The 12,750-nt window shown below is 60.2% G+C and carries 15 protein-coding genes; 9 read left to right on the plus strand and 6 right to left on the minus strand.

The genetic code is table 11. The features are described 5' to 3' along the window. On the plus strand, window positions 1-314 hold a 314-nt coding region (locus INHI_RS0103560; protein ID WP_027246760.1), incomplete at its 5' end, for an integrase core domain-containing protein. On the opposite strand, the gene INHI_RS20305 is transcribed toward INHI_RS0103560, so the two are convergent. The 4 genes from INHI_RS20305 to INHI_RS0103585 all read right to left on the minus strand — a co-directional run bounded on the left by INHI_RS20305 (window position 311) and on the right by INHI_RS0103585 (window position 3,101). Then, on the minus strand, window positions 311-511 hold the full coding sequence (locus INHI_RS20305; RefSeq protein ID WP_036766899.1) for a hypothetical protein: 201 nt from the start codon (window positions 509-511) through the stop codon (window positions 311-313). The two genes, INHI_RS0103560 and INHI_RS20305, sit on opposite strands and share 4 nt — an antisense overlap. Window positions 512-645: 134 nt before the next feature. Continuing rightward, window positions 646-894 carry a helix-turn-helix transcriptional regulator gene (locus INHI_RS20310; RefSeq protein WP_027246761.1) on the minus strand — a complete coding sequence of 83 codons (249 nt, stop codon included), beginning with the start codon at window positions 892-894 and terminating at the stop codon, window positions 646-648. 83 nt (window positions 895-977) lie between these two features. Beyond that, the gene (locus INHI_RS0103580; protein WP_027246762.1) at window positions 978-1,697 is read right to left on the minus strand and encodes a hypothetical protein; all 720 of its coding nucleotides are present in this window, start codon (window positions 1,695-1,697) and stop codon (window positions 978-980) included. A gap of 225 nt (window positions 1,698-1,922) precedes the next feature. Beyond that, on the minus strand, window positions 1,923-3,101 hold the full coding sequence (locus INHI_RS0103585; RefSeq protein ID WP_027246763.1) for a site-specific integrase: 1,179 nt from the start codon (window positions 3,099-3,101) through the stop codon (window positions 1,923-1,925). A 545-nt stretch (window positions 3,102-3,646) separates the two neighbouring features. On the opposite strand from INHI_RS0103585, the gene INHI_RS0103590 reads away from it, so the two are divergent. The 3 genes from INHI_RS0103590 (at window position 3,647) to INHI_RS0103600 (ending at window position 6,370) form a co-directional block, all read left to right on the plus strand. Further along, entirely contained in the window at window positions 3,647-4,723 is a 1,077-nt protein-coding gene (locus INHI_RS0103590) for a Hint domain-containing protein (protein WP_027246764.1), read from the plus strand. 247 nt (window positions 4,724-4,970) lie between these two features. Further along, window positions 4,971-5,591 (plus strand): 30S ribosomal protein S4, encoded by a 621-nt coding sequence (gene rpsD / locus INHI_RS0103595; RefSeq protein ID WP_014875431.1) that lies wholly within the window; start codon window positions 4,971-4,973, stop codon window positions 5,589-5,591. A 206-nt stretch (window positions 5,592-5,797) separates the two neighbouring features. After that, complete coding sequence (locus INHI_RS0103600; RefSeq protein ID WP_024096346.1) at window positions 5,798-6,370, plus strand: PA14 domain-containing protein; 573 nt, start codon at window positions 5,798-5,800, stop codon at window positions 6,368-6,370. A 42-nt stretch (window positions 6,371-6,412) separates the two neighbouring features. On the opposite strand, the gene INHI_RS0103605 is transcribed toward INHI_RS0103600, so the two are convergent. Continuing rightward, the gene (locus INHI_RS0103605) at window positions 6,413-6,874 is read right to left on the minus strand and encodes an Lrp/AsnC family transcriptional regulator (protein ID WP_027246766.1); all 462 of its coding nucleotides are present in this window, start codon (window positions 6,872-6,874) and stop codon (window positions 6,413-6,415) included. 156 nt (window positions 6,875-7,030) lie between these two features. Here INHI_RS0103605 and hisC point away from each other — a divergent pair, with 156 nt between their 5' ends. From hisC to INHI_RS0103620, 3 genes are read left to right on the plus strand one after another with little or no spacing between them, the layout of a single operon-like run. Beyond that, window positions 7,031-8,116: a histidinol-phosphate transaminase gene (hisC, locus tag INHI_RS0103610; RefSeq protein ID WP_027246767.1), complete on the plus strand. Its 1,086-nt coding sequence runs from the start codon at window positions 7,031-7,033 to the stop codon at window positions 8,114-8,116. After that, window positions 8,113-9,033, plus strand: a complete 921-nt coding sequence (locus INHI_RS0103615; protein ID WP_027246768.1) for a prephenate/arogenate dehydrogenase family protein — start codon at window positions 8,113-8,115, stop codon at window positions 9,031-9,033. Before hisC ends, INHI_RS0103615 begins: the two co-directional genes overlap by 4 nt. Continuing rightward, window positions 9,030-9,893 (plus strand): extensin-like domain-containing protein, encoded by an 864-nt coding sequence (locus tag INHI_RS0103620; RefSeq protein ID WP_027246769.1) that lies wholly within the window; start codon window positions 9,030-9,032, stop codon window positions 9,891-9,893. Before INHI_RS0103615 ends, INHI_RS0103620 begins: the two co-directional genes overlap by 4 nt. Here the strand turns inward: INHI_RS0103620 and INHI_RS0103625 are convergent. Then, window positions 9,890-10,891, minus strand: a complete 1,002-nt coding sequence (locus tag INHI_RS0103625; protein ID WP_254656837.1) for a DUF2125 domain-containing protein — start codon at window positions 10,889-10,891, stop codon at window positions 9,890-9,892. The two genes, INHI_RS0103620 and INHI_RS0103625, sit on opposite strands and share 4 nt — an antisense overlap. Window positions 10,892-10,958: 67 nt before the next feature. Between INHI_RS0103625 and INHI_RS0103630 the strand changes: the two genes are divergently transcribed. Both INHI_RS0103630 and INHI_RS0103635 read left to right on the plus strand, forming a co-directional pair. Next, window positions 10,959-11,489: a gamma-glutamylcyclotransferase gene (locus INHI_RS0103630; protein ID WP_014880764.1), complete on the plus strand. Its 531-nt coding sequence runs from the start codon at window positions 10,959-10,961 to the stop codon at window positions 11,487-11,489. A 77-nt stretch (window positions 11,490-11,566) separates the two neighbouring features. Next, the gene (locus INHI_RS0103635; protein WP_014880763.1) at window positions 11,567-12,748 is read left to right on the plus strand and encodes a hypothetical protein; all 1,182 of its coding nucleotides are present in this window, start codon (window positions 11,567-11,569) and stop codon (window positions 12,746-12,748) included. The last annotated feature ends 2 nt before the right edge of the window (window positions 12,749-12,750 follow it).

The following is a 12,750-nucleotide window of genomic DNA, read 5'->3' on the forward strand; positions in this document are numbered from 1 at the left end:
GGCAACCGCCCAAGGACTGCATCCACCACACCGATCGCGGATCGCAATATTGTTCTCATGATTATCAGAAGATCCTGCGCCAGCACGGCTTTAAGGTGTCCATGAGCGGCAAGGGTAATTGTTACGACAATGCTGCCGTCGAAACCTTCTTTAAGACGATCAAGGCGGAGCTGATCTGGCGGCATCCTTGGGAGACACGGCGGAAGGCTGAGATGGCAATCTTCGAATACATCAACGGGTTCTACAATCCACGACGCCGTCACTCAGCACTGGGCTGGATAAGCCCGGTCGCTTTCGAACGGAAGGTGGCTTAAACGAGCACTTGGAGCGGCACGAAAGCGTGACAAGACCAATTCAACAGGTCAGAATGGAAGAACCCGGACGTGTTTTTCCACTCGCCATCTGCGGTTTTGTAAGCGCGGGTAATATCGACGGAGTATGACCCGTTATTTTTCCAGATGGTGGCGGTGGTCAGGCCCAGTTTGATTTTATGGGCGGGAAGATTGGACATGTTATGTCTCCTGAATTGATCGTGTGATTTTGGATGTGAGAAAGGCGCGGGATGCCATTTGACCCCGCGCCCTGTTGGAAGCCGTCCGGCCCCAAAATCCCGCGCGGCGCTGCCAACCCCAACGCGGGCAAAACTCATGCGGCGCTGTAGCCGCTGGTGCTGCCGTGGCGACGACCGTTGGCCCATTCCAAGAGATCGCTACGACGGTAGCGCACAGACCGGCCCGATTTATAGAACTTGGGGCCATAGCCGGTGACGCGCCATTTCTGGATGGTGCGGACACTCTGGCACAAGAAATCTGCGGTGGTTTTCTCGTCAATAAAGCCGTTCAGGTAGTCTTGAGCGGCGGTGTTGGCATCGGGGGTCATTTCAGGGTTGAGCATCATTTTGTTCCGTTGTTGGATTTGATGCTCCAGTCTTCGCTCAACTGATTTCCTCTAAATACTCCTATAAAAACGCAAGGAATTTATAGTTTGGAGGAATTCCTTAAGGTATTGAAAGAATGTGAAAAATGCTTCTGCATGGTTTTGTCTGAGATTTCCTCAGCTGGCACGCTGAGGTTCGGAACATTCTGTTTCAGCCATGCTCGGACCTTTGGGTAGTGGGATTGTTGGGAGGCGTCGACGTCGATTTCCCCGGCCTTTTGCAGGGCTGTGAATGCGGCCTTGATAGCGGGTCCAACTGTGGGGCGGCCAGCCGCTGGCGGGGTGGTATGATCCTCATTGCCTACGTTGAGAACGGTGTCGCGTAGCTGTCGCGAGACAACACGGATTTCAATAAACTCAAGCCCTTGAGACGACAGGTCGGCCTTGTCCCATTGAATACGACCGTTCCAATAGGATGCTGGGATCTCGACGGACTGGCTGTCCATTTTGCGGGGTGGCTCGAACCCATACCCAAACAGATTGCCCTGTTTCAGATGATACAAGATGAACCTGCGCATTCGATCATCCCATTCGGCCCGCGCGGACAGGATCTTTTGCGGTCCTTCCAGAATTTCTTGCACGACACTCGGGCCGTATCGCCCCTCTGCTTTCAAGTTGTCTACGGATGCTGCCATCGCGTCGATGGCAGATACTTTATGCAGGCGCTGGTATTCTTCCTTGTCGGCTTTGGGGGCGAAGGAATAGGGCGCTTGGTTCAGGCGAACGTCGCGTTGCCAAAGTGCCAGAATGGGCGTGGTCATGATGGTCTCTTATGTCTTTGTTCAAATGTCTGTCAGAGCGTTTCGGCAATAGGATACATAGGCAAATAGCCTTGGTGCGCGGCCTCATTCATCCTACGTAATGTAATGTAACGCGTGAAGCACACGGCAGGGTGGAAAATATCCCCTACGTATACGTAACGTACCACCACGACGTAACCTATGGATCGGGCGCAGGCTCCGCGCTGTAGGTATCGTTACGTATCGCTAGACGGCCCGCAACCTCGGACGTCCAATATCCCCGACCAGAGACCCCAAGCGCGCGGCGTTTTCTTCTGCGGCCTGTCGGACCGGATCATCCGCCAGATGCGCATAGCGCATGGTTGTCTGGATCTGGGTATGGCCCAGCAACCGCCCGACCATCTGGATCGGCATTCCGGCAGAGACCGCATTAGACGCATAGGTATGGCGCAGGTCATGAATGCGGACGCCACAGAGGCCCGTCCGGTCACGAATGCGCCGCCATGGGTGTTGCAGGTCGGTGGCATATTGGCCGGGGAGTTTCCCTTCGATCACATAAGGGTTGCCGGGGCTGCGCGGCAGGCGGGCCAGCACATCCCGCGCCGGTTGGGGCAGTGGGATGCGCCGCGCGCCGGTCTTACTGTCCGGCAGTTCCATGCCGTTGGCGGTGATATAGTCCCATTTCAGGGTCTGGATCTCACCCAATCGGCAACCGGTCAGGATCAGCAGGCGGAAGGCGGCGACCATATGCGGCGTTTCGCTGCCTTCGCGTTCCGCCTCGGTCAGAACCTGCCCCAGCCGTTGCAGTTCCTGCTGGCTGAGAAAGCGTTCTCGCTTCACCTCGCGATACTTCGGGACGTGGCGGCAGGGATTTGAGCCATCCGGGCGCAGGCCCCAGATCTCAGCCAGATTGAACATCTTCGACAGAACGCCCAGCGTCCGGTTCGCCTGATAGGGCTTATCACGGAATTTGTGGTGCAACTCGGCAATGTCCCGGCGCTCGACGTCTACGACCTTAAAGCTTCCCAGTGCGGGTGCGATAAACAGGTCGATGGCGCGTCGATATTCCTTTTGGGTGGAAGGCTTGCAGCGTTCTTTGGCGTGGGCCTCAAAGAAGCGCTCACAAAGCGCAGCCACGGTGGGGGCCTTGCGGTGCTGCGATATTTCCTCGGCAGGGTTCTCACCCTTTGCGACTTGTCCCATGATCTCCTTGGCCAGCTTACGGGCTTCATCCACGGTGATCTTGCCGTGCCGTCCAACCGAGACACGCCGGGTTCTGCCGCCCTTGCGATATTGCGCCTGATAGGTCTTCGCGCCGGAAGGCATAACCCGGACACCAAAGCCCGCAATCTGGCTGTCCCAGAGAAAGTAATCCTTCGCCTCCGGCATGAGGGCTTCAACGGTTCGCTTGGTCAGTTTGGGCATGCCCGGTCTCCTCTCTGCTTCGCTTCCGTGGAAGCACTGTGGAAGCAAATGAACGCATATCTTGGCGTAAGAGGTAGAAGTCGGTGAAGTTTGGCGTCAATGAAAAACGAGTGATACCAATAAGATAGGGTAGGTGGGCGCAAGTCGTGGCAGACCGTGCAGATCGCCCTAAGCGCTCTCATAACCTGAAGGTCGTAGGTTCAAATCCTACTCCCGCAACCAAATCACAACAATAATGCAACAACATTGCGCCCGCACCAGCGGGTGCTCTACGTGTTCGAACGCATAACACCGTAAGCACTGTTGCAGCATCTTGCGTTAGACTGCGCAAGGACCCACGCGTAGGGCCCGACTGGTGCGACGGCGACAGGATCAGGTGGCAGACGGTTGGGGGCATGGTCTGACGTTAGGTCTCAACGCCTGGCGGCGCGCTGTGGCATCGGCGCCGCTGGCAACGCGCGCTGTCTGTGAAGTGCTTTTGCATCGGAACCGGTTCTGTTAACGTTGGCTTAACAAAAAACCGCCGCAGGCAGGCAGTCGAGCATATGCAAACAGGCTTTCGAGGCACCTATGTCATTTCGTGGGGGCAGACTGAGATTGACGGTCTGCCGGGGGCACCGGTGTCTGCAGTGGCGGCCGGTGCCAGCTGGCGATGGGGGGGAGCACCGTTGCGCGTTGACGGGCCTGGGAATATTTTGCAGCTGGAGCAAAGCGACGGAGAGCGTGATTTGCGGCGCAGCGCGGCGCGCAGCGTTCGCCGGTTGGTGGGGCTGGCGATAGATCCTAAGGCTGACGAAACGGATTCGCAGGCTGCGGAGCCGGAGACCGGGACGGTGCTGCGGGATCGCCATTTTGTGGTCACGGACGGGTTGCGCAATTACACTGTCACCCTGATCGAGGTGGGGCAGGGTCAGCGTCCCCTGCTGATGTTCGTGGATTGCCATCCGCCGCAGGACACGGATCTCTGGATTGTGGATGTGCGGCTTGAGGGCTGCGAGCGGGCTGGCGTGACATTCCATACCGGGGTGATCTGTTTTACGCCCGGCACGATTTTGCGCACCCCTGCAGGTGTGGTGCCGGTCGAACACTTGCAGGAAGGGGATTGGATTCAGACCCGCGACAGCGGTGCCCAGCAGATCCAGTGGATCGGTGCGCGGCGGATGACTGGCGCGCGCCTGTTTGTGACGCCTGAACTGCGTCCGGTGCGGATCAGGGGCGGCGCGCTTGGCATGCAGCGGCCAGATGCCGATCTTCTGGTCTCGCCCAGTCACCGCGTGTTGTTGCGTGGGCCGCATGTGCAGAGCCTGTTCAACACGTCCGAGGTGCTGGTTGCGGCGCGTGATCTGATCAACGGGCGCGATATTGCCGTCGATACCCAGTTGCGTGAGGTCACCTATATCCATCTGTTGCTGTCGGATCATCAGGTTCTTTGGGCGAATGGGGTGGAGACAGAGAGTTTTCATCCAGCCCAGGCCGCGCTGAGTGCGCTGCGCTGTGAAGACCGGACGCGCCTGTTGCAGGTGCTGCCGGATCTGGAGGTGGATCCGATGCGATATGGCGATTTTGCACGGCGCAATCTCAGCCAGCCGGAGGCGGCAATCCTGCGTCACGCAGCCGCCTGATCCGTTGCGGATCCAAAGGTGCAGAACCTTGGATATTGCCCGGTTTTTCGGAGCAGGACATAGCGTAGGAAAAGCTGGTTGACTCTCTCCAGCCCTCGTCTATACACGCGGCTTCATTGGTGTTGGTGGCTCCCGCAAGGGAATGCCTGTCATGCCCGAGGCGCGCGAGTGAGTGCAACGCGGAGCAAGAGGACAACGCCCTTCGATGCAGCCATTTGGTTGCGATATAAACTGAAGGAGATCAGCCGTGACCAAACGCACGTCTGCCAAGTACAAAATTGACCGCCGTATGGGCGAAAACATCTGGGGTCGTCCGAAGTCGCCGGTGAACCGTCGTGAATACGGCCCCGGCCAGCACGGTCAGCGCCGCAAGGGCAAGCTGTCCGATTTCGGTATCCAGCTGCGCGCCAAGCAGAAGCTGAAAGGTTACTACGGCGACCTGACCGAGAAGCAGTTCCGCCGCATCTACTCCGAAGCTGAGCGTGTAAAAGGCGACACCGGTGAAAATCTCATTGGTCTGCTGGAGCGCCGCCTGGACGCGGTTGTCTACCGCGCCAAGTTTGTCGCAACCGTTTTTGCGGCTCGTCAGTTCGTGAACCACGGTCACGTTCTGGTCAACGGCAAGCGCGTGAACATCCCCTCCTACCGCGTGAAGGAAGGCGATGTGATCGAGGTTCGTGAGAAGTCCAAGCAAATGACCGCGCTGCTGGAAGCTGTTCAGCTGGCCGAGCGTGACGTGCCTGACTACGTTGAAGCCGACCACTCCAAAATGACCGCCACTTTCGTGCGCGCACCGGGCCTCTCCGACGTGCCGTACCCGGTTGTCATGGAACCAAACCTGGTCGTGGAATTCTACGCCAAGAACTAAGTCCTGTTCCAACCGGACGAGACAGAGAAGGGGCTGCCATCGGGCGGCCCCTTTTTTCGTTCTTGGGGCTGTGCTGTGTTTTTGGCTGTCTCGTGGTCGCGTTGCCGGGCTTGCGCCATTGGCATTAGCGATTGTCAGCTGCCCCCCCACAGACCTATCCTGTCCCCAGAGGCCCGTTCAGAGGCCATGGAACAGGAAGGTAGATGATGAAGATGACCCGTATTCTGGGGTTGGCTGCGATGGCGGCTGTGACGGCAACATTGACATGGGCCGCCCCTCTGCGCCTGACACCGGCGGATCCGCAGCCCCGAGGGCTGAAGCCCGGTCTGTCGGTGCGCTATGCCTATCCCGATGATGTGAAAACCCTGCGCAGCGCAGCCAAGGCGCTGGAGGCCGGTGCAGAAGCCGGTCCGCCGCTCAAAGGGCTGGACTATCGCGATACCAGCATTGGGCAGAAGGCGCTGACCTCGAAACGTTCTGAAAATGTCGCGGCGGATATTCGCGGCTATGTGCGGTTTGATGCGCCGGGCATTTATACCATCGATTTTCTGACCAATGACGGGATGCGCGCGGTGATCGGCGGCAAGGTTGTCGGCAAGTTCGATGGCCGCCAGACCTGTCAGGAGACCTTTGCCCAGAAGGTGGAGGTGCCCAAGGCGGGCTGGTATCCGCTACAGGTGCTGTATTTCCAGCGGCTGAACACCTCTTGCCTGCACATGCGGATGGGACCGGAAGGCAGCCGTGTAACCTGGATGCCGAACAAGGCCTTTGGCAGGTAACAGAGGGCGGCGATCATGATGCCACAGGGGGTGTGCCCGCCGTTACAATGGCAGCGGGCGCCCCTCTGCGATGGCTTCCATCGCGAAATATGAGGTGACGCTGTCCAGCTCGACCCCTTCGATCAGGCGCTGGTAGACTTTGTCGTAACTCGCCATATCCTCGGTCACGACCTTGAGCTGGTAGTCATAGTCCCCGCCAATACGGTGAAAATCCACCACCTCAGGGATGGTCAGCACATGGCGGCGGAAGGTCTGCAGCCAGTCCGCCGAATGATGCCGTGTGCGCAGCATCACAAATACCACCAGATCCAGCCCCAGCTGTTTGCGATCGAGCCGGGCGGTGGTGCCTTGCATCAGCCCGCTTTCCCCGAGGGTTTTTAGCCGTCGCCAGCAGGCGTTCTGCGACAGGCCGACCTTCTCTGCCAGATCGCGTTGAGAGAGGCTTGCGTCGCGCTGCAGCGCGCGCAGCAGGGCAAGATCTATGTGGTCCAGCTTATGCGTCATGGCGCCATCATAGGCAGGGGGCAAACGGGAGTTCAATCGCTCAGTGTTGCGGTGTAGCCCGGAACCGCAACACTGCAACCGAAAGCGGGACGTCTTGCCGCTTTCCCATTGCGGTCAAGGCGGTTATTACGAAGCGGCATCTAAGGAGCATCTATCATGACCCACATCGCGCCGCAGCCTGGCATTCTGGATATCGCTCTCTATGAGGGTGGGGCTGCCCATGTGAAGGGGATGAGCAATGTGACCAAGCTCTCCTCCAATGAAAACCCGCTTGGGCCAAGCCCGAAAGCCATTGAGGCAATGCAGGCGGCGGTTTCCGAGATGCATCGATATCCAAGCTCGGATCACAGTGGCCTGCGACAGGCCATTGGCGAGATCTACGGCCTGCCGATGGAACAGATCATCTGCGGTGCCGGCAGTGACGAGATCATCACCTTTCTCTGTCAGGCCTATGCGGGTCCGGGAGATGAGGTTCTGTTCACCGAGCATGGTTTTGCCATGTATCGCATCAGCGCACTTGCCGCCGGGGCGACACCGGTTGAGGTGGCGGAGCGCGATCGTGTTACGGATGTGGACGCGTTGTTGGCTGGATGCACCGAACGCACGCGGCTGGTGTTCATCGCCAATCCGAACAACCCCACAGGCACCATGATCGGCATGGCTGATCTGGCGCGTCTCGCCGATGGTCTGCCCAAGGGCGCGCTTCTGGTGCTGGATGGAGCCTATGCGGAATATGTCGAAGGGTATGACGCCGGTGCCGCGCTGGTCGCCAACCGCGACAATGTCGTGATGACGCGCACTTTCTCCAAGATCTACGGGCTGGGTGGCGCGCGGGTTGGCTGGGGCTATGCGCCGAAGCCGATCATCGAGGTGCTGAACCGGGTGCGGGGGCCATTTAACCTCTCCTCTACGGCGCTGGCTGGGGCAGAGGCAGCGGTGCGCGATACCGACTATACGGAGCACTGCCGTAAGGAAAACGCCAAATGGCGCACATGGCTGGCGGAGGCGCTGGCGGAACTGGGGGTGCCCTCTGATACCTCTTGTGCCAACTTCATTCTGGCGCGTTTCGCCAGCCCGGAAGAGGCCGGCGCCTGTGACGCATTTCTTCAGTCGCGCGGACTGATTGTGCGTCGGGTGACAGGCTATAAACTGCCTGCTGCTTTGCGGATTACCGTCGGGGATGAGACCGCCTGCAACGCGTTGGTTGCGGCGATGAAAGTGTTCAAGGATGGCCCAGCATGAGCGCGCCGATCTACAACCGCATCGCGCTGATTGGTCTTGGCCTGATTGCCTCCTCCATGGCGCATGCCATTCGCCGTGGCGGGCTGGCAAGCGAGATCACCGGCTATGCCCGCAGCGCTGAGACCCGCGACACCGCCCGCCGGATCAACCTGTGTGATCGTGTCTGCGATACGGCTGCGGAGGCGGCGCAGGACGCTGATCTGATCGTGCTCTGTGTGCCCGTGGGGGCGATGGATGCTGTGATGGCGGACATTGCGCCGGTGCTGAAACCCGGTGCCACGGTTTCCGACGTGGGGTCGGTCAAACGCCATGTGATCGACGCGGTGCAGCCGCATATCCCTGAGGGCGTGCATTTTGTGCCCGCGCACCCATTGGCCGGGACGGAACATTCCGGACCCGAGGCGGGATTTGCCGAGCTTTATGACAATCGCTGGTGCTTGCTGGTCCCGGTGGAAGGCAGCGATCGCGCGCCGGTGGATCGCTTGCGGCAGCTCTGGGAGGGGATGGGCGCCAATGTTGATGAGATGGATGCCGATCACCATGATCTGGTTCTGGCTGTCACCTCCCACGCGCCGCATCTGATCGCTTATACAATGGTTGGGGTCGCTGACGATCTGCGTCGGGTGACCGACAGTGAGGTGATCAAATATTCGGCTGCGGGGTTTCGGGACTTTACCCGGATTGCGGCCTCCGATCCGACCATGTGGCGCGATGTCTTCCTGACCAACAAGGAGGCGACTCTGGAGATTTTGGGCCGTTTCACGGAGGAACTGTTTGCCCTGCAACGGGCGATCCGCACCGGGGACGGCGAACATCTGCACCAGTATTTCACCCGCACCCGCGCCATCCGCCGCGGCATTATCGAGGCGGGGCAGGATACGGCCGCACCGAACTTCGGCCGCGAGACCAAGTCATGAGACGCGGCTGGACGGCTGGGCTGAGGGCCCTCTCAATCGCAGGTGGGCTGACCGCTCTGATCGCGGCCAGCGCCGGTGCTACGGCAGCCAATGCACCGGAAACCTCCCTGCGGCCCAATGCGCGCCCCGATCTAGTGTCGGGCGCGACGGTGACAGCTGCTGCGCTATCCGTTGCTGCGGAGCTGCGGCCTCAATCGCGTCCGCAGTCGGAGCAGGCTATCGCCCTGGCCGCGCTGAGCCTGCCGCTTGTGCCCGCAGGGCCCGACGCCTCTCTGCGTCCACATTTGCGGCCCGGTGATCTGGCGGAAAAAATCCTGTTCGGCAAACGCAAACGCCGCAAGACCTCTGTCTGCGGCGATATCGATATTCAGGGCAGCAAGGTTGGTACCGTGCCCGGTCGGCTGAACGGCTGCGGGGCTAAGAATGCCGTGCGCGTCCGCTCGGTCGCCGGGGTGACGCTCAGCCAGCAGTCGGTGATGACCTGCGACACCGCGCGTGCGCTCAAGAAATGGGTCGAACGCGATGTGATCAAAGCCTTTGGCCGCCGCGACAAAGTGGTCTCTCTGCGGGTGGCGGCGCATTATTCCTGCCGCACCCGCAACAATCGGCCAGGCGCAAAGATTTCCGAACACGGTCGTGGCAAGGCGATTGATATCTCAGGCTTTGTACTGGAAAGCGGTAAGGTGATTACCGTGCTGAAAGGCTGGACCGCGCGCGCCACGCGGAAGGGGCTGCGCAAGATGTGGAAAGGTGCCTGTGGTCCGTTTGGCACCGTTCTGGGGCCGCTGTCAGATCGCTACCATCTGGACCATTTCCATCTGGATGTGGCGCGCCATCGCGGCGGCCCATACTGCCGTTAACGCAGGACCAGACGTGGCGCCGGGCCAATTGGCAGCGGCCCGAGCGCGACATAGCCGGATTTGAGCGTCAGCGGCAGATCAAGGTCCCGGTGATTTCCGCCAAGACCGGCGAAGATCTGCAGCACCTGTTCGATGCCTGCGCGTGCGCGGGGCGGCAGGTTGCCTGCTGTCTCTGCCAATTGCAGAATGTCCTGCCAGTTCTCGACCTGCAGTGCGAGGTCGCCCTCCGGCAGGCCGGTTTCATCAAGGCTGATTTCACCAGTGGCTTTGATCCGCATCGGTCCCCAGCTGGCTTCGGCGAGATGGAGTTTGATGTGGCGGGGTTGCGGGCGCCGCAGTTCAATCGCATTGCGGTCCCAGCGTGTATCGAAGGTGACCGTCATCTCGGCAATGACTGTGTCCAGCCGTTCGGGCAGCCCCTCTGTTGCGGCAAGACGCTGGCGCAGGAGCGGATGTGGAGCCAGGCCGACCGCATCTGCGCGGATCTGGTAGCGGTTTGACGCGTCGGTCTGGGTCATATCCAGCTGAAAGGCCTGCGCGCCAAGATCGGTGTTGCCATCACTGCGTACCGTCCAGGGGTCGGCGGTGATGTGTAGCTGTTCCAACTCCCGTGCAGATCCGGGGGCCAGCCGCAAATCGGCCTGTAGCCCGTTTGCCTGAAGGATCGCCGTCTCATCGAAATATGACAGCCGCTGTGGTGTCTGTGGCAGATGCAGCGTCAGCGTGCCGGGCCAGAGTGCCAGGCTGCGGATATCCAGCCAGTCGGCGCGCCATGCGGTGCCGGTGCCCGGGTCAGCGAGGGTGGGGGTGGTGATGCGATGATGATGATAAAGCGGAAAGCCCGAGGTGCGCAGCGCCCCGTAGTCGGCCTGCCAGCCCTGTCGCCGCTGCTCGGCAAACCACTCGTCGAGCCCCTGACGCAGGCCCCAGCCCGCGATGGCCCAGTAGAGGCTCCAGCTGCAGACCATGATCAGCAGCAGTTTTGTCCATCGGATCATCATTCGGCCTCTTTTCTGGACGTGGGATTTGATGTTTATAGACCGCGATCGAAAAAGGGCCAGCGTCATGACCATGTGGGTATTTGGATACGGATCTTTGTTGTGGAACCCGGGCTTTCCGGTGGCCCGCCGCGAAGTGGCTACTCTGCCGGGCTATGCCCGATCCTTCTGCATGAAATCCATCCATCATCGCGGCAGTGAGGAGAAGCCGGGTCTGGTTCTGGCACTGGACGCGATAGATGGCGCCGCCTGCACGGGGATCGCGCTGGCGGTCGAGACCGGCCACGAAGAACAGACATTGCTGGAACTGCGGGCACGGGAGCTGATCTCCTCGGCCTATGTGGAAAAAGATCTGACTGTCCAGTTGGCCAGTGGTGGTGAGGTGACGGCCGTCACCTATGTGATTGACCCGGATCACAATCAATACTGCGGTGGCATCAGTCTGGAAACTCAGGCGCGGATCATAGCGGAGGCGGTTGGCGGGCGTGGTCCCAATACCGAATACCTCTTCAATACTGCGGAGCATCTGGCCGAGATCGGGTTGCGCGATGCTGATTTGGATTGGCTGTCAGCGCGTGTGCGGGACCTTGCATCATAAAGCCTTGGCTCTTCTGAGGTTTTGCCTATAGGCTCCGGTTCTGCAAGAACACCAAAAAAGTGTCAGGAGCCACAGCTATGGCGCAGCCAGACCGCGAAAGCAGACCGCAGTTTTCCCAACCGGTACGCCAGATCATCATGATGCTGATTGCCCTCGGGCTGTCGGGGTTTGGGGCGTTCGTGGCGCTGCCGCGGGTCTTGCCGGTGTTCGAGGCCAACCCCTGGCTCAACGGCTTTATCGGTCTGGTGTTTGTCTTTGGTGTGATGGCCTGTTTCTGGCAGGTGCTGCAGCTGATCGGGTCGGTGCGCTGGATCGAGGCGTTCGCTGCCGGGGTCGCCAGAGAGGATGTTCGTCCGCCGTCGATGCTGGCGCCGCTGGCCTCTCTGCTGCGCTCACGCGGGGCGCGGATGCAGCTGGGGTCTTCTTCGACCCGGTCGATCCTGGATTCCGTTGCCACCCGCATCGACGAAGAACGCGAGATCACACGCTACATCGTGAACCTGCTGATTTTCCTTGGCCTTTTGGGGACATTCTACGGCCTGGCCACCACAGTACCTGCGGTGGTGGACACCATTCGCAGCCTTGCTCCGCAGGAGGGAGAAGAGGGTATTGCGGTATTCAATCGCCTGATGACCGGGCTGGAGGCGCAGCTGGGCGGTATGGGCGTTGCCTTTGCCTCCTCATTGCTGGGCTTGGCGGGATCGCTGATCGTTGGCTTGTTGGAGCTGTTTGCGGGCCATGGTCAGAACCGCTTCTACCGGGAACTTGAGGAATGGCTTTCCTCCTTCACCCGGGTCAGTTTTTCCTCTGGCGAGGAAACGGGGGGTGGTGAGAACAGCGCGCTTGCCGGGGTGCTGGACAGTATGACCGAGCAAATGGATGCGCTGCAGGCGATGTTTGTGCAATCCTCTGAAGGGCGCGCCGGGGTGGATCAGAAGCTATCCGCGCTGGTGGATGCGATCACCGACATGAACCGGCGGCAGGATCAGTCCGAAGGCACGGCGCGCGCGCTTGAGCGGGTGGCCGTCGGGCAGGAGGCCCTGACCGAGCTGATGCGCGCTCAGGGGGATGTCGGTCTGGACGCCGAAAGCCGGATGCGGCTGCGCTCCATCGATGTGCAGATGTTGCGCATTCTTGAGGAAATCTCGGCCGGTCGTCAGGAAAGCCTTGCCGAGTTGCGCAAAGATATCGACCTCTTGGTCAAAGCCTTTGCCAGACCGCGTGGATTGGGCCGCAGCGCGCGCGGATCCGAGGATTAAGC

Origin of the sequence: Phaeobacter inhibens DSM 16374 (genome assembly GCF_000473105.1) — a bacterium.
Classification (GTDB): Bacteria; Pseudomonadota; Alphaproteobacteria; order Rhodobacterales; family Rhodobacteraceae; genus Phaeobacter; species Phaeobacter inhibens.